The organism is Streptomyces shaanxiensis (assembly GCF_039537145.1).
GTDB lineage: Bacteria > Actinomycetota > Actinomycetes > Streptomycetales > Streptomycetaceae > Streptomyces > Streptomyces shaanxiensis.
Genome location: NZ_BAAAZY010000032.1, coordinates 44,819 through 60,124, shown reverse-complemented (window position 1 = coordinate 60,124; position 15,306 = coordinate 44,819). Strand labels below are relative to the sequence as shown.

The following is a 15,306-nucleotide window of genomic DNA, read 5'->3' as shown; positions in this document are numbered from 1 at the left end:
TCTAGAGAACAAGGAGAACCCGTATGACCACCCAAGTGACCCAAGTGACCGTCGAGGAACTGGCCACGCTGATGAAGAAGGGCGCCGGTGTCACCGTCGACCCGCGCGACCTCGAGAGCCGGGCCGACGCCCCCTTCGCCGAGTTCGGGCTGGACTCGCTCGGCCTCCTCGGCATCGTGGGCGAGCTGGAGAACCGGCACGGCCGGGCGCTGCCCACCGACGCGGAGCGCTGCAAGAGCCCCCGCGCCTTCCTCGACCTCGTCAACGGCGCACTCACGACAGGAGCCTGAGGTGGCAGGACACACCGAGAACGAGATCACCATCGCCGCACCCCTCGACCTCGTCTGGGACATGACGAACGACCTGGACAGATGGCCCAAGCTGTTCAGCGAGTACGCCTCCTGCGAGGTGCTGTCCCGCGAGGGCGACACGGTGACCTTCCGACTGACCATGCACCCCGACGAGAACGGCAAGGTGTGGAGCTGGGTCTCGGAACGGGTCGCCGACCGCGAGAACCTCATCGTCCGTGCCCGCAGGGTCGAGACCGGACCCTTCGAGTACATGAACATCGTCTGGGAGTACGAGGAGACTCCCGCCGGCACCCGGATGCACTGGACCCAGGACTTCGCCATGAAGCCCGACGCCCCGGTCGACGACGCCTGGATGACGGACAACATCAACCGCAACTCGCCCATCCAGCTCGCCCTCATCCGTGACCGCATCGAGGAGGTCTCGTGCACCACGCCCTGATCGTCGCCAGGATGGCCCCCCAGTCGGCCAAGGACATCGCCGACGTCTTCGCGGACTCCGACCGCGGCGAACTCCCGCACCTCGTCGGGGTGACCAAGCGCTCCCTGTTCCAGTTCGGCGATGTGTACATGCACTTCATCGAGGCCGAGCAGGACCCCGGCCCCGCCATCGCGAAGGTGGCCGGACACCCCGAGTTCGTCGACATCAGCAGGCGGCTCGAAGCGTTCGTGAGCCCGTACGACCCGCAGACCTGGCGGAGTCCGAAGGACGCGATGGCGCGCTGCTTCTACCAGTGGGAGCGCTGACGCAGGAACGAGGAAGGCCGCCGCCCGCGCTGACCGAGCGCGGGCGGCGGCCTTTCTCCTGCAACGGCGGCCTGTCCCATGCGGCCGGTTACGAACGCGCGAGCGCCGGCAGCAGCCGCAGCGCGTTCTCCCGGTTGATGCCCTGGAGTTGCTGCTCCGAGAGGAAGGGATCGCTGTCCAGCGCGGGCGTCACGCTGTCGGCGATGACATGGGCGGGGGTGGGCGGCCAGTCCGTGCCGAACAGGATGCGGGCCGGGTCCACCGTCGCCAGCAGCGTGGGCGTGGCCGAGGGGGACATGGGGCCCGCCGTGTCGAAGTAGAACCGGTGCAGGTAGTCACGGACCCGGCCGGGCTCGATCCCGGGGGTGATACGTCCGCCGAAGAGTTCGAGCCGGGTGGCCATGTAGGGGAGGAAGCCGCCGCCGTGCGGGAGGATGAAGCTGAGGTTCGGGTAGCGGTCCAGGGTGCCGTTCCTGATGAGGTTGATGGCCGCCCGGGTGGTGTCCATCAGGAAGTCGCACACGAAGGGCGGCATGCCCGGCAGCCCCGCGCCGTCCTTCGCGGCCGGCACCTCCATGGGGTGCGTGCTGATGACCGCGGACCGCTCGTCCAGCTCCCGCAGGAGGCGGTCGTGCGACTCGTCGCCGAGGACCGCGCCGTCCACGCTCGTTCTGGTGCTCACCCCGACGGCACCGAGCTCGTCGAGGCCGTACTCGACGCTCCAGGAGGAGAGTTCCAGGTCGTCCAGGAACACGGGCGTGAAGAAGGCGAAGCGCCGGGGGTGGCTCTTGACGACGTCGGCCGCCGCCCGCAGCGCGATACCGGCGCTCTCCTGGCGCTGGGCACGCTCACGGAACCGGCCGAGCATCGCGACGGTCATGACGGAGGTGCCGATGCCCGTCTTGTCCATGACTTCCAGTGCCGAGTCCAGGTCCCAGCGGGTCCACCAAGGCAGCTTCTCGCGGTTGACCACGCCTTCCTTCTCGGCCCAGTCCAGCCAGGAGGGCGCGGTGAAGTGGTGGTGGACGTCCACGCGTCCGGCAAGGCTCATAACAACGTCCTAGGGGTGGGTCGGTCGGCGGGGTTCGGCGAGGGTGCTCGGCGGGGCTCGGTGCGAGCCCCGCCGGGTTCAGTCGCGACTCAGCAGCGTCTGCAGCACGTTCGTCAGGACGCGGTCGGCGTCCGGCATCGCGGCGTCCGCGCGCCAGGCGACGAAACCGTCCGGGCGTACGAGGACGGCACCGTCCTCGGCCGTGCCGTGCAGCTCCGCCCAGTCGGCGTCCAGGTCGGGGACGAGGTCGTGATCGGCACCCGTGCCCACGAGATACGCCTCGACCGGGAAGCCCAGGTTCCGGGAGGCCTTCTCCACGGCGCTCCGCCACTTCTGCCCGCCGGACCCGGCGAGCAGCACGAAGGAACGCTCGTACAGATCGAGCGTGGAGATCCGGTCGGCTCCTCGCATGACCCACATGTGGGGCGCACGGCTCCCCGGCTCGCCGCCCAGTTGGAAGGCGTCCGGGACGATCGGCTGCTCCGGCGCGGCACCCACCACGGCGTTCGACGCGTACCGATAGCAGAGGGCGACGGTCATCAGGTCCGCCGGGTCGTTGTTGCGCCCCGCGGCGGGACTGAATCCCGGGTGCTGCTCGTCGGCGGCCTGGACGCACGCGCGCGTGCCGGTCGCGAGGGCGACGGGCCGGCGCTCGCGCTCGTAGGAGTCGAGCAGCGACAGGCCGGCCCAGCCGCGGAGCACCGAGGCCAGCTTCCAGGCGAGGTTGTGGGCGTCCTGGATGCCGGTGTTGGAGCCGAACGCCCCGGTGGGCGGCATCTCGTGGGCCGAGTCGCCGGCCAGGAAGACCCGGCCCTCGCCGTAGCTGTCCGCGACCCGCTTCGAGGCGTGCCAGGGCGCCTTGCCGGTGATCTCGACGTCGATGTCCGCGACACCGACGGCGGCGCGGATGTGGGCCGCGAGCCGCTCGTCGGTGAAGTCCTCCAGGGCCTCACCCCGGTCGGGATACCAGGGAACGTGGATCACCCAGCGTTCCTTGTTGTCCACCGGCAGCAGGGCACCCTCGCCCCGGGGGTTGGTGGCGTAACAGACGACGAATCGTTTCTCTCCCACGTGGTTCTGGAGCGCCCTGCTCCGGAACGTGACGCTGACGTTGTGGAACAGCTCGCCCGGCCCCGACTGTCCGATCCCCAGCTGGGTGCGGATGGGGCTGCGGGGGCCGTCGGCGGCCACCAGGAAGTCGGCGTTCACGGTGTAGGTCTCACCGGTGTCCCGGCGCATGACCTGGGCCTGAACGCCCTCCCCGGTCTGCGTGAAGGAGAGCAGCTCCGAGCCGAAGCGGATGTCGGCGCCTTGCTCGCGGGCGTAGCGCAGCAGGACGGGTTCGAGGTCGTTCTGGCTGCACAGACACCAGTCGGAGGAGCTGACCCGGGAGACGTCCATGCCGCCGGAGATGTCCCCGATGATCCAGCGGCGCTCCTTCCCGGTGAGGGTGTCCACCTGGAGAATGCCGTCGTTTCCGGCGAGAACGCGGGCCGCCTCCCGAATACGGGATTCCAGGCCGGCGGTCCGGAAAATCTCCATGGTGCGTAGATTGTTGCCGCGGCCGCGCGGGTGCGTCGATGTCCCGGCATGCCGCTCCACCAGCATGTGTTCAATTCCGAGGCGCCCCAGGAAAACCGAAGTGGAAAGACCCACCAGGGATCCCCCGACGATGAGAACTGGAACAGATTCCGCTTCGTATCCACTCACGTCGACGATGCTTACCAGTTCGGGCTCCCGTCCACACGTCATACGGCGACCCGACCCATATGGCGCAGTGCCGTTTGCGGCGCGGCATGGCCCGGGAAACTGTGGCACTGACCGACGGAATCCGACCGCCGGAATCCACGCCTACCCGGGGACAGCCATGACGCAAGCGTTCGCATCCGAGGAATCCGAGGCACTGTCGCCCGAAGAAGCCGCGGCCGCGGCCTCGTCGTGCAGCCGGGAGTTCCGCGCCAACCCGCATCCCGTGTACGCCGCGCTCCGGGAGAACGCGCCGGTGTGCCCGCTGTCGCCGCCGCACGGCGTCGAGACCTACCTGATCACGCGGTACGACGACGGGCGCGCCGCGCTGGCCGACCCCCGGCTGAGCAAGGACATGTACGGCGCCATCGACGCCTACCACCGCATTTTCGGTGACTCGTCGATCGCGCTGGACGACAACATGCTGTTCTCGGACCCGCCGAAGCACACGCGGCTGCGCAGGATCGTCGGCAGCACGTTCACTCCGAAAAGGGTGGAATCGCTGCGCACGAGGGTCCAGGAGATCACCGACGAGCTGCTGGACCAATGCCCGACGTCGGGTCCGGTCAATCTCCTCCCGGAGTTCTGTTTCCCGCTTCCGCTCCATGTGATCTGTGAGCTCCTGGGCGTCCCGGAAAACGAACGCAAACAGGCTCAGGAATGGTCCGCCACCGTCGCACAGACCGGTTTCGGGCCGGAGGCGAGAAAGGCGCTGGAAATCGCCGAGGGCAATCTGCGCGACTATCTCGTGGACCTGTGCGCACGGAAGCGGAGGGAGCCGGACTCGGGTCTGCTCAGCGCCCTGGTCACGGCCAAGGACCAGGAGGGCTCGCTCACCGACCACGAACTCGTGTCGACGGCGTGGGTGCTCCTCTTCGCGGGCCACAAGTCGACGGCGTACCAGATCGGCAACGCCGTTTACCACCTCCTCAGCCGCCCGGAGCAGAAGCGGCTGGCACTCCGGGACGAGGCCGCCATGGCCGCGGCCATCGAGGAGATCTTCCGGTTCGAGACCTCCGTCGAGAACTCCACCTTCCGCTGGGCGAAGGAGGACATCGTCATCCGCGACCAGCTCATCCCCAAGGGTGCGCTCGTCCAGATCTCGATCACCGGGGCCAACCGAGACCCGGAGATGTTCACCGACCCGGACGAGCTGGACGTCCAGCGCCCGAACGTCCAGGCCGCGCATCTCGCCTTCGGCTACGGACCGCACTACTGCGTCGGCGCGCCGCTGGCCCGGCTGGAGATGCAGATCGCGCTCGGCACGCTGTTCGGGCGGCACCCTGACATGGCCCTGGCCGGGGCCCCGGAGGACGCGCGCTGGATGACAGTACCGTTCCCCGCCTTCCGCGGGCTGGCGGAACTGCCGGTAGTCCTCGACCCCTCCTGACGGGAACGGGAACGGGAGCGGCCATGGAACGCGTGCGCGTCATTCGACTGCTGAACGTCCGAGAGGGGCGGGAGGCGGACTTCGTGGAGTCCTACCAGGGCGTGCGCGATCGCGCCCTGAGGTTCCCCGGGCACCTCGGCGAACAGCTGTGCCGCTCGATCGACAATCCCGGCCAATGGCTGCTCACCAGCGAGTGGGAGAGCCTGGAGTCGGTCAAGCGGTGGCGGTCCGACCCCGATCACGAGGTCCTGGTCGAGCCGATGAACGCCTGCCTGCACGACGACCGGTGGACGGCGGTCTTCCAGGTCAGGGAAACAGCGGACAAGTAGGGGAGAGGCAGGCGAGAGGCGCGGGCGAGGCAGGGGAGAGACCGAAAGGCGAGACAGGGCTGACCGGCATGTGACCGGCCGGTAAGGTCGGTCCCGTGCCGAAGCCGCTCAGTCTTCCCTTCGACCCCATCGCCCGCGCCGACGAACTCTGGAAGCAGCGCTGGGGCAACGTGCCGTCCATGGCCGCCATCACCTCGATCATGCGCGCACAGCAGATCCTGCTCGCCGAGGTCGACTCGGTGGTCAAGCCGTACGGGCTGACGTTCGCGCGGTACGAGGCCCTGGTGCTGCTCAACTTCTCCAAGGCCGGCGAGCTGCCGATGTCCAAGATCGGCGAGCGGCTCATGGTCCACCCGACGTCGGTGACCAACACCGTCGACCGGCTGGTGAAGTCCGGCCTGGTGGACAAGCGTCCCAATCCCAACGACGGGCGCGGCACGCTCGCCTCCATCACCGACAAGGGCCGCGAGGTCGTCGACGCGGCCACGCGCGACCTGATGGCGATGGACTTCGGGCTCGGGGTCTACGACGCCGAGGAGTGCGCGGAGATCTTCGCGATGCTGCGGCCCCTGCGGGTGGCGGCACACGACTTCGAGGAGAGCTGACCCCGGCCCGGGGACAGCCGACCCGGGGCAAGATCTCCCGGAACCGGTGGTTACGCTCTTACGCATGAAGAAGAGCGTCCTGACCCGCTACCGGGTGATGGCCTACGTCACCGCCGTCATGCTGCTCGTGCTGTGCACCTGCATGGTGTTCAAGTACGGCTTCGACAAGGGCGAGGACGTCACCTTCGCCGTCTCCCAGGTCCACGGCTTCCTCTACATCATCTACCTGGTCTTCGCCTTCGACCTCGGCTCCAAGGCCAAGTGGTCGTTCGGCAAGCTGCTGTGGGTGCTGCTCTCCGGGACGATCCCCTTCGCCGCCTTCTTCGTCGAGCGCAAGGTCACCCGCACGGTCGAACCCCTGGTCAGCGGGCCGGAACCGGCTGTCGCCAAGGCCTGACGCAACCGCCGTACCGATGTGTGCGGCGGTTCTCCCATCGACATTTACTAGGACGTCCTAGTAAATTCGAAGGTATGGACGCTGACGCCATCGAGGAGGGCCGCCGTCGCTGGCAGGCCCGGTACGACACCGCACGCAAGCGCACCGCGGACTTCACCACGCTCTCCGGCGATCCCGTGGAGCCGGTGTACGGACCCCGACCCGGGGACAGGTACGAGGGCTTCGAGCGGATCGGCTGGCCGGGGGAGTACCCCTACACGCGCGGGCTGTATCCGACCGGCTACCGAGGGCGGACGTGGACCATCCGGCAGTTCGCCGGGTTCGGGAACGCCGAGCAGACCAACGAGCGCTACAAGATGATCCTCGGCAACGGCGGAGGCGGTCTCTCGGTCGCCTTCGACATGCCGACGCTCATGGGGCGCGACTCCGACGACCCGCGCTCGCTCGGCGAGGTCGGGCACTGCGGTGTCGCCATCGACTCGGCCGCCGACATGGAGGTCCTGTTCAAGGACATCCCGCTGGGCGACGTGACGACGTCCATGACGATCAGCGGTCCGGCCGTGCCGGTCTTCTGTATGTACCTGGTCGCGGCGGAGCGCCAGGGCGTCGATCCGTCCGTGCTCAACGGCACGCTGCAGACCGACATCTTCAAGGAGTACATCGCCCAGAAGGAGTGGCTCTTCCAGCCCGAGCCGCACCTTCGCCTCATCGGCGACCTCATGGAGTACTGCGCGGCCGGCATCCCCGCCTACAAGCCGCTGTCCGTCTCCGGCTACCACATCCGCGAGGCCGGCTCGACGGCCGCGCAGGAGCTGGCGTACACGCTGGCGGACGGGTTCGGGTACGTCGAGCTGGGCCTCTCGCGCGGCCTGGACGTCGACGTCTTCGCCCCCGGCCTGTCCTTCTTCTTCGACGCGCACGTCGATTTCTTCGAGGAGATCGCCAAGTTCCGCGCCGCCCGCCGCATCTGGGCGCGCTGGATGCGGGACGTGTACGGCGCGCAGACCGACAAGGCCCAGTGGCTGCGCTTCCACACGCAGACCGCCGGTGTCTCGCTGACCGCGCAGCAGCCGTACAACAACGTCGTCCGTACGGCGGTGGAGGCACTCGCGGCCGTGCTCGGCGGCACGAACTCGCTGCACACCAACGCCCTGGACGAGACCCTCGCGCTGCCCTCCGAGCAGGCCGCCGAGATCGCCCTGCGCACGCAGCAGGTCCTCATGGAGGAGACCGGCGTCGCCAACGTGGCCGATCCGCTGGGCGGTTCGTGGTACGTCGAGCAGCTGACCGACCGGATCGAGGCCGACGCCGAGAAGATCTTCGAGCAGATAAAGGAGCGGGGCCTCAGGGCGCACCCCGACGGGCAGCACCCCATCGGGCCGATCACCTCCGGCATCCTGCGCGGGATCGAGGACGGCTGGTTCACCGGGGAGATCGCGGAGTCGGCGTTCCGGTACCAGCGGTCGCTGGAGAAGGGCGACAAGAGGGTCGTGGGCGTCAACGCCCACACCGGCTCCGTCACCGGTGACCTGGAGATCCTGCGGGTGAGTCACGAGGTGGAGCGCGAGCAGGTGCGGGTGCTGGGTGCCCGGAGGGGTGCGCGGGACGACGGTGCCGTGCGGGCGGCGCTCGACGCGATGCTCGTGGCCGCGCGGGAGGGCTCCAACATGATCGAGCCGATGCTGGACGCGGTGCGGGCGGAGGCGACGCTGGGGGAGATCTGCGGGGTGCTGCGGGACGAGTGGGGGGTGTACACGGAGCCGGCGGGGTTCTGAGGAGCTCGAGGTGAGGCGGGGCGGGGAGCCTTCGCGGGGGGAGAGTTCGTTGAACGTAGGACATGATCCATGCCACAGAACCGTACGACGTATGTCGCACTGGGCTACTCCGAGGACTTCGGCCTGACCGGTCTGGCGGAGCGGCTGTGCTCCCCGGACCGGATCGGCGCCGGTCCCGCCGTCGACCTCCCGGCCGCGCTCGCGGCCGCGGCCGGGCCGGCGGACGGGTCCGACGGCGAGGAGGCCGTGGAACTGGGGGAGGACGCCCGTCGGCTGCTGGACGGTCCGTTGTCGGAGGAGGTCCTCCACACGGTGTGGCTGGCCGCGGTCGGCCGGATGTTCGATCCGGCCGACCACGGCACGGACACGCGCGGCTGGCTGCGGGCGGTCTCGGACCTTGCCACGGCTCGCCTCCGGCAGAACAAGCGCTCCTACGTCCCGCCGCCGGTCCGACCGGTGCGGGACGAGGAGCTGTGTGGGACGGTCGTGGCGGAGATCCGGGCCCTGGCCCCGGCGCTCACCGCCGCGGCCGGGCTCCCGGACCTCGCCCCGGCCCTGGAGCGGGTGGCCGGACACACCGACGCCGACCTCGGCCTCCGGCTCTTCCTCCGCGCCCTGAAGGCGTACGCCGTCCAGGTCCCGAAGGAGCGGTACGACAGGTTTCTCCAGCTCGGCGAGCGGCTCGGGTACCCGGTCGCGCTCGTCCGCGACGGCCTCGACGTCGACTGGCCGCCCATCGACACGGAACACCGTGCCACCGACTGGGACTTCGGACTCTCGAAGCTCGCCGGGAACGCCCACCAGGACTGGCAGCCGAGCACCGCCCGCCGGGAGATCGAGCTGGTGGCGTACGCCGACGAGCCCGGCCAGTCCCCCGGCACGGCGGCGGCCCTCCTCCTGCAGGACGCGCTTCGTCTCCTGCGCTCCCCGTTGTCCGACGACACTCTCACCACCCTGTGGGTCGCCGTCTCGGACGCGGCCCTGCGCACCGACGGCCGCGCGTGGCTACGCCTGGTCGCAGACGTGTGCGAGGAGCGGCTGAGGAAGACCGCCCCGACCTACACCCCCGAAGTTCCGCCCGCTCGCGCGGAGTTGGCGGACCCGGTGTCGCGGGAGCTCCGGGAGACCGCGCCCGCCGTGGCGGACAAGGCCGTCAGCCCTCACTGGCAGCCGGTCCCGGCCCCGCAGGCCATGGCCGCGCTGGAACAGGTGGTCCGCCAGGTCGATCCCGATCTCGGATTCCGGCTGTTCCTCCGGCTCCTGCGGGTGCTGTCCGTGCCGGTGACGCGGCAGCGGTACGAGCGACACCGGGCCATCGGTGAACGGTTCGGGTACGGGGAGTACCACGTCGACGAGATCGAGCACCTTGTTCAGTGGGCGACGGCCGAGGAGCCCTAGCCGCGGCCATGGGGCCCGCACTCACCCGGGTGCGGGCCTTACAGGTGCACATCGGAACGCCCCTTTGCCGGCGGGCGTCAGGCCGTCGTGGACGCCGTCAGGCCATGCAACAGGAGCCCGGCGAAACTCCGCGCCCACTCCGTGTCGACGGGCTCGGCGCTCACCAACGCCCGGTGGACCACCGCGCCCGCGATCATGTCGAAGATCAGGTCCACCGTGCGGGCCGACTCCGACGGGTCCGGCTCCTCCGGCAGCTCGCCGCGGGCCTGTGCCCTGCTCCGGCCCTCCAGGACCAGGTGCTTCTGGCGGTTCACGATCGACTCGCGGATGCGCTCCCGCAAAGCGTCGTCGCGCGTCGACTCAGCCACCACCGCCATCAGCCCGCTCCTCGCCTCCGGGCGGGCCAGAATCGCCGCGAACTGAAGGACCACGCCCTCGATGTCGGCGGCCAGGGAGCCGCGGTCGGGGAGTTCCAGTTCGTCGAAGAGCTCGGCGACCGCGTCGACCACCAGCTCGTTCTTGCCGGACCAGCGGCGATAGAGGGTCGTCTTCGCAACCCCGGCGCGCGTTGCCACGTCTCCCAGGGTGAGCCCGGACCAGCCCACCTCGACCAGCGCCTCCCGCGTCGCGGCCAGGATCGCCGTGGCAGCGGCGGCGCTGCGCGGGCGGCCGGCGCGGGTGCCGGAGGTGCGGCTCTGCATCCCACGACCATAGCCCCGCGATATCGGCGGATTCTGTGATGTCGTGAGGGAGATCACCGGGGCATGGTGTTCCGTAGGCACTCGGTGCCATTACGCTACGACTCGTAGCGAAAGCTCGCGACGGACGTACGCGGGCGCGAGACATCACGCACGGCGTGGGGTGGGGACCCGGCGTCGAACGGTGGAGCCCGACCGGCTTTCACAGTGCTTTTCACGTGTGCGCGGGGAACGGGGGAGGATAGACGCATGCAGCCACGGAACATGTCCATGAGCGGAGTCGTCGACCTCGCCGCGGTGAAGGCGGCCCAGGAGGCCAAGGCGAAGGCGGAGCAGGCGCGTGCCGACGCCGCCCGGCAGGGCGGGGGAGGGGCCGTGTCGCCCGCGGACCTCGTCATCGATGTGGATGAGGCCGGGTTCGAGCGGGACGTCCTTCAGCGGTCCGCCGAGGTGCCCGTCGTCATCGACTTCTGGGCCGAGTGGTGTCAGCCCTGCAAACAGCTGAGCCCGGTGCTGGAGCGGCTCGCCGTCGAGTACCACGGCCGCTTCCTTCTCGCCAAGATCGACGTCGACGCCAACCAGATGCTGATGCAGCAGTTCGGCGTACAGGGGATTCCCGCCGTGTTCGCCGTCGTCGCCGGGCAGGCGCTGCCGCTCTTCCAGGGGGCGGCCGGCGAGGCGCAGATCCGCGAGACGCTCGACCAGCTCGTCGCCGTAGCCGAGCAGCGGTTCGGCCTGACCGGCCTGACGGTCGACCCGGACGCCGAGCCGGGCGGCGCGCAGGCAGCCGCTCCCACCGCGCCGGCGGGTCCGTACGACGCGCTGCTCGAGGCCGCCGTACAGGCCCTGGACGCGGGCGATTTGGGCGGCGCCGTGCAGGCGTACAAGAACGTACTGAGCGAGGATCCGACGAACTCGGAGGCCAAACTCGGGCTCGCCCAGGCCGAGTTGCTCCGGCGGGTGCAGGGTGCGGACCCGCAGCAGGTGCGCAAGGAGGCCGCCGACAAGCCCGCCGACGTCACGGCGCAGATCGCCGCCGCCGACCTGGATCTGGTGGGCGGTCATGTCGAGGACGCCTTCGGGCGGCTCATCGAGACCGTGCAGCGCACGGTGGGTGACGACCGGGACACCGTACGACTTCGGCTGCTGGAGCTGTTCGAGGTCGTGGGCGGCGAGGATCCGCGGGTGGCGGCGGCGCGCAGGGCGCTGGCGCGCGCCCTGTTCTGACCGGGGTCACGAGCGGGGCGTCGGCCCCGTTCTGACCAGTCACTAAACGCACGGGCCCGTGTTGCCCGAGTGAAAGATTTGCTGACAGAGCATCACTGCGGCCGCGCTTTACCAAATCTTGGTAATCGCGGCCGTGGTTACTGCAGGTAAGTCCAGGGCTGCTTTCTGTCAGTTTCTGTCCGTTGATTCCTGGATTTGTCCGGTCGCTTGACGCCACCCTGAGTCGCTGTCCGAGACCAACGGGTCGTTGTTCGGTTATCCGGCCGTTACTCCTGAGTAACGAAGCCCCTTGTGCGGGCGGCGAGAATGCACCACGATCGGCCACGCTCGGTCCATTTCCGCACCCCGACAGCCGGTCGGGTCACGGGAGTTCCTGGGTCCCCACCGAGCAGAGTCGGCGGCAGTGGCGCCGGCTCTTGGGCAGGGGGGTCTTCGCTCACCCGGCGAAGCCTGTCCAGCAAGGTTGTGCGTGATGCGTGTCAGGCGCGACCAGTGGTTGTCGCTCGGGGGTGATCGCCGGTGATTCGGGCGCGTTTCGCGCCTTCCGAGTACGGGCGCTCTCCTTCCCGAGGACGTAGCACTTCTCCCATCCCTGCCCGGTTGAGCCCCTTTTGGGGGTGGGTCGGGTCAGGCGATGTACGTCCGAGAAGGAGGAAATATGGAGTCCCAGGTGCGTGGCGGGACGAGATGGAAGCGGTTCGCTGTGGTCATGGTGCCCAGCGTCGCCGCGGCCGCGGCGGTGGGTGTCGGGCTTGCGCAGGGTGCGCTGGCCGCGTCGTTCAGTGTCTCCGGTCAGCAGTTCAAGGTGAGTGCCGAACACCTGCACGGTACGGGCTTCGCCCAGTACGGTGGCATCGACACCGTCTACACCAAGACCGATGGCAAGGAAAAGACTCAGGTTCCGGTCGCGATCTCGTCGTTCGACGACGCGACCATCACCAAGATGTGCCAGTCGGTCAAGACGGAGATTCCCCTCATAGGGAAGACCTTCTACCTCCGTCTTGAGGCGGGCGGCAAGGGCACGCCCGTCTCGGCCGAGAAGCTTTACATCGACGTAGCCCAGCTCGACGCCGATGCGAAGTTCACGAACATCGACATCGGTGTTGCGGTCAAGGACAAGACGCGTGGCCCCGCCATCAGGGACCGCGAGAACGTGCTGCCGGGCGGCTTCGCCCAGCAGGCTGAGTCGGCCGACCTCTACGGCGTGAAGCAGACGGCGTGGGCGACCACGGCCGGTACGTTCAAGCTCAGTGGCCTGTCGATGAAGCTCGGCGCGGACCCCAAGATGGAGTGCTACTGACGGCTTCCGTCACCGGGGCGTTCTGGGGTAGCTGAGCTGCCCCAGGGGGCGGAGGGGCAGTCGCTTCTCCGCCCCGTCGGCCCGGCCCTTCGGGGCGTCGGGCATTCCAACAGACTCAGACTTCCGGCTTCTTAACGCCTTCGGCCGAGCCGGTACGTACTTCCACCGGACCCAGGGAGCTGTTTTCCATGAGTGCCGAGACTCCGGTCCAGAGCGCCGGGACGTTCACCCGGTTGCGTCTGCGATTCCGTGACTGGCGGGGCAGCCGGCCGTTCTGGGCGGGCGTGTTCACCCTGCTCGGCGGGGTGCCGATCGCCTATTTCCCGTACGCCACCCTCAAGCTGGGCACCATGTCGCTCACCATGGCGACCACCGCGGGTGCCGGCTCCCTCATCATCGGCGTCCTCCTGGTCACGCTGGGGCTGACCATGTGGTTCCAGCAGGCGACGCGGGTGTTCGCCGGCGTCGCGGCGATCATCCTCGCCCTGGTGTCCCTGGTGGTCTCCAACATCGGTGGCTTCATCATCGGCTTCCTGTTCGCGATGATCGGCGGCGCGCTCGCCGTCTCGTGGATGCCGGGCAAGGACCGGCCCGAGGAGAGCAAGCCCCAGGACGTCGGGGGCGGGCCCGCCGACGAGGACACCGCGCAGCCCGGCGCCGAGGGCACCTTCGAGCCCGGGCAGCCGTTCCCGTCGTACGGGACTTCGGACGGCGGCCCCGCCCACGACGGCGGACCGCAGGGCTTGCGGGCAGAGGACCGTGTCGGGGGTGACCGTGTCGGCTGACGAGGCCCGCGACAAGACCTTTGCGGCCCCGGCACGGGAGAGAACGGGACCGCGCCACGCGGCGCCCAAGAAGCCGCTGTTCACCCGGCTGCAGATGCCGGCCGGCAAGGCGATAGCCATGGCCGCGATGCCGACGGCGGTTCTGATGGGCATGGGCTTCACGCCTACGCTGGCGCTGGCCGACGACGGGGCGCCGACGACTTCGAACAGCTTGACGGCCGACGAGTACAAGGAGTGCGTGGCGGCCCTGGCGGAGGACGCGGACGGTGCGTCCGCCTCGCCGACGCCGGACGCCGACGAGTCGACCGACTCCGCGGACTCCGCCGACGAGAACGAGGCGAAGCCGACTCCTTCGGCGTCGCCCTCCGAGAACTCCTCGGACTCTTCCGGCTCTTCGGGCGACTCCTCCTCGTCGGATTCAGGTTCCGACGACGCGGCCGAGCCCACGCCGACACCCTCCCCGAGCAAGTCGAGCGAGGCTCAGTCCGGCGACACGGCCACGGCGTCCCCGTCGCCGTCCGAGAGCGGCGGCAACCTGCTGGAGGACATCGGCGACGCGATCTCCGGCATCTTCACCGGCGGCAACCAGGAGTCGGCGAGCCCGAGTCCGACGCCGTCCGCTTCGGCGAGCGCGGGTGAGGGTGCGACCGACGAGTCGGCGTCCGAGGACAGCGACAAGGACACGTCCGACCCCGTCAAGGAGACCACCGAGAAGGTCACCGACACGGTGGAGGACACCGTGAAGGACACGACCGACACGGCGTCCAAGGCGGCCGAGGACGCCACCGAGGCGGCCGAGGAAGCGGCCGGCGAGGCCACCGCCTCCCCGAGCCCGTCCGCGAGCTCCACGGAACTCCCCGAGGACTGCGAGGCCGCCACGGAGGACGAGGGCGGGGTCGACAACAAGATCCTGGTGCCCGACGACCCGTGGTACCTGGAGGCCAGTTCGCTGACGCTGAAGGGCGCGGACTACCAGGGCATCGTCGAGGTGAAGACCGCCAGCGGCAAGACCAAGAAGGTGCTGAAGTACGTCATCTCCGACGGCACCGACATCGGCGACCTGCACCAGCTCGTCAAGGACAAGCTGTCCGGCAAGACGCACCACGTGCAGGCGGCCAAGGGCTCCAAGTCCACGATCACCGACGGCAAGACGGTGATGTACACCGAGAGCATCTCCGGGAACCTGCTGGGCCTGATCCCGGTCACGTTCGACCCGGAGCACCCGCCGCCGCTGAACATCCCGTACATCTACTTCACCAAGGTGAAGGTCACGCAGGCCGGTCAGTTCGGCGGGACGCTGACCGTTCCGGGGCTGCAGCAGTACGTCACCGACTGAGTACCCCACAGAGCCCGTTCGGGAGCCGCGCAACCGGCTGTGGCCCGGCCCTCCGCACAGGAGGGCCGGGCCACAGCCGGTTGCGCGGCTCATCCATAGCTTGCGCGTTCACAGATCCTCCGCAATTTCTTCCCTGAAGCGACCAATCTTGACTATGGTTGCGCTGCGCATGTACGGATCTGACCCATCTGCGTTTGCGCATGACCATTTGCGA

The 15,306-nt window shown here is 69.1% G+C and carries 16 protein-coding genes; 13 read left to right on the top strand and 3 right to left on the bottom strand.

Annotation, left to right across the window (positions count from 1 at the left end):
- The first annotated feature begins 23 nt into the window (after positions 1–23).
- Genes ABD932_RS41420 through ABD932_RS41410 form a run of 3 tightly spaced genes read left to right on the top strand, consistent with a single transcriptional unit; the run spans position 24 to position 1,055 of the window.
- Complete coding sequence (locus ABD932_RS41420) at positions 24–290, top strand: acyl carrier protein (RefSeq protein ID WP_345021360.1); 267 nt, start codon at positions 24–26, stop codon at positions 288–290.
- A 1-nt stretch (position 291) separates the two neighbouring features.
- Positions 292–750, top strand: coding sequence for an SRPBCC family protein (locus tag ABD932_RS41415; RefSeq protein ID WP_250092794.1), 459 nt, complete (start codon positions 292–294; stop codon positions 748–750).
- On the top strand, positions 735–1,055 hold the full coding sequence (locus tag ABD932_RS41410; protein ID WP_126395127.1) for a TcmI family type II polyketide cyclase: 321 nt from the start codon (positions 735–737) through the stop codon (positions 1,053–1,055). Before ABD932_RS41415 ends, ABD932_RS41410 begins: the two co-directional genes overlap by 16 nt.
- An 88-nt stretch (positions 1,056–1,143) precedes the next feature.
- Here the strand turns inward: ABD932_RS41410 and ABD932_RS41405 are convergent, their stop codons facing one another.
- Both ABD932_RS41405 and ABD932_RS41400 read right to left on the bottom strand, forming a co-directional pair.
- Positions 1,144–2,106, bottom strand: a complete 963-nt coding sequence (locus tag ABD932_RS41405) for an amidohydrolase family protein (RefSeq protein ID WP_345021356.1) — start codon at positions 2,104–2,106, stop codon at positions 1,144–1,146.
- A 78-nt stretch (positions 2,107–2,184) separates the two neighbouring features.
- Positions 2,185–3,858 carry an FAD-dependent oxidoreductase gene (locus tag ABD932_RS41400; protein WP_345021354.1) on the bottom strand — a complete coding sequence of 558 codons (1,674 nt, stop codon included), beginning with the start codon at positions 3,856–3,858 and terminating at the stop codon, positions 2,185–2,187.
- 115 nt (positions 3,859–3,973) lie between these two features.
- On the opposite strand from ABD932_RS41400, the gene ABD932_RS41395 reads away from it, so the two are divergent.
- From ABD932_RS41395 to ABD932_RS41370, 6 genes are all read left to right on the top strand, one after another.
- Entirely contained in the window at positions 3,974–5,242 is a 1,269-nt protein-coding gene (locus tag ABD932_RS41395) for a cytochrome P450 family protein (RefSeq protein WP_345021352.1), read from the top strand.
- A gap of 23 nt (positions 5,243–5,265) precedes the next feature.
- Positions 5,266–5,571, top strand: a complete 306-nt coding sequence (locus tag ABD932_RS41390; protein WP_345021350.1) for an antibiotic biosynthesis monooxygenase family protein — start codon at positions 5,266–5,268, stop codon at positions 5,569–5,571.
- A 95-nt stretch (positions 5,572–5,666) separates the two neighbouring features.
- Positions 5,667–6,176 (top strand): MarR family winged helix-turn-helix transcriptional regulator, encoded by a 510-nt coding sequence (locus tag ABD932_RS41385; protein WP_126395132.1) that lies wholly within the window; start codon positions 5,667–5,669, stop codon positions 6,174–6,176.
- A 64-nt stretch (positions 6,177–6,240) separates the two neighbouring features.
- A complete protein-coding gene (locus tag ABD932_RS41380) occupies positions 6,241–6,573 on the top strand; it encodes a DUF3817 domain-containing protein (RefSeq protein ID WP_345021347.1) in 333 nt (110 codons plus the stop codon).
- 74 nt (positions 6,574–6,647) lie between these two features.
- Positions 6,648–8,348: a coenzyme B12-dependent isobutyryl-CoA mutase large subunit gene (gene icmA, locus ABD932_RS41375; protein WP_345021345.1), complete on the top strand. Its 1,701-nt coding sequence runs from the start codon at positions 6,648–6,650 to the stop codon at positions 8,346–8,348.
- Between the two features lie 69 nt (positions 8,349–8,417).
- Positions 8,418–9,746 (top strand): hypothetical protein, encoded by a 1,329-nt coding sequence (locus ABD932_RS41370; RefSeq protein ID WP_345021344.1) that lies wholly within the window; start codon positions 8,418–8,420, stop codon positions 9,744–9,746.
- A 77-nt stretch (positions 9,747–9,823) separates the two neighbouring features.
- Here ABD932_RS41370 and ABD932_RS41365 read toward each other — a convergent pair whose 3' ends face one another.
- A complete protein-coding gene (locus tag ABD932_RS41365; protein WP_345021342.1) occupies positions 9,824–10,447 on the bottom strand; it encodes a TetR/AcrR family transcriptional regulator in 624 nt (207 codons plus the stop codon).
- A 246-nt stretch (positions 10,448–10,693) separates the two neighbouring features.
- Here ABD932_RS41365 and ABD932_RS41360 point away from each other — a divergent pair, with 246 nt between their 5' ends.
- The 4 genes from ABD932_RS41360 (at position 10,694) to ABD932_RS41345 (ending at position 15,092) form a co-directional block, all read left to right on the top strand.
- Positions 10,694–11,671, top strand: coding sequence for a tetratricopeptide repeat protein (locus tag ABD932_RS41360; RefSeq protein WP_345021340.1), 978 nt, complete (start codon positions 10,694–10,696; stop codon positions 11,669–11,671).
- 658 nt (positions 11,672–12,329) lie between these two features.
- Positions 12,330–12,971 (top strand): DUF6230 family protein, encoded by a 642-nt coding sequence (locus tag ABD932_RS41355; protein WP_345021338.1) that lies wholly within the window; start codon positions 12,330–12,332, stop codon positions 12,969–12,971.
- A gap of 188 nt (positions 12,972–13,159) precedes the next feature.
- A complete protein-coding gene (locus ABD932_RS41350) occupies positions 13,160–13,756 on the top strand; it encodes a DUF6114 domain-containing protein (RefSeq protein ID WP_345021336.1) in 597 nt (198 codons plus the stop codon).
- Entirely contained in the window at positions 13,746–15,092 is a 1,347-nt protein-coding gene (locus tag ABD932_RS41345; RefSeq protein ID WP_345021401.1) for a hypothetical protein, read from the top strand. The genes ABD932_RS41350 and ABD932_RS41345 overlap by 11 nt, the downstream gene beginning before the upstream one ends.
- Positions 15,093–15,306 lie beyond the last annotated feature (214 nt).

What these genes read in the sequence shown, in the direction of transcription:
- ABD932_RS41420 (WP_345021360.1), top strand. Translation starts at nt 24, where the DNA reads ATGACCACCCAAGTGACCCAAGTGACCGTCGAGGAACTGGCCACGCTG.
- ABD932_RS41405 (WP_345021356.1), bottom strand. Translation starts at nt 2,106, where the DNA reads ATGAGCCTTGCCGGACGCGTGGACGTCCACCACCACTTCACCGCGCCC.
- ABD932_RS41400 (WP_345021354.1), bottom strand. Translation starts at nt 3,858, where the DNA reads ATGACGTGTGGACGGGAGCCCGAACTGGTAAGCATCGTCGACGTGAGT.
- ABD932_RS41395 (WP_345021352.1), top strand. Translation starts at nt 3,974, where the DNA reads ATGACGCAAGCGTTCGCATCCGAGGAATCCGAGGCACTGTCGCCCGAA.
- ABD932_RS41390 (WP_345021350.1), top strand. Translation starts at nt 5,266, where the DNA reads ATGGAACGCGTGCGCGTCATTCGACTGCTGAACGTCCGAGAGGGGCGG.
- ABD932_RS41380 (WP_345021347.1), top strand. Translation starts at nt 6,241, where the DNA reads ATGAAGAAGAGCGTCCTGACCCGCTACCGGGTGATGGCCTACGTCACC.
- icmA (WP_345021345.1), top strand. Translation starts at nt 6,648, where the DNA reads ATGGACGCTGACGCCATCGAGGAGGGCCGCCGTCGCTGGCAGGCCCGG.
- ABD932_RS41370 (WP_345021344.1), top strand. Translation starts at nt 8,418, where the DNA reads ATGCCACAGAACCGTACGACGTATGTCGCACTGGGCTACTCCGAGGAC.
- ABD932_RS41365 (WP_345021342.1), bottom strand. Translation starts at nt 10,447, where the DNA reads ATGCAGAGCCGCACCTCCGGCACCCGCGCCGGCCGCCCGCGCAGCGCC.
- ABD932_RS41360 (WP_345021340.1), top strand. Translation starts at nt 10,694, where the DNA reads ATGCAGCCACGGAACATGTCCATGAGCGGAGTCGTCGACCTCGCCGCG.
- ABD932_RS41355 (WP_345021338.1), top strand. Translation starts at nt 12,330, where the DNA reads ATGGAGTCCCAGGTGCGTGGCGGGACGAGATGGAAGCGGTTCGCTGTG.
- ABD932_RS41350 (WP_345021336.1), top strand. Translation starts at nt 13,160, where the DNA reads ATGAGTGCCGAGACTCCGGTCCAGAGCGCCGGGACGTTCACCCGGTTG.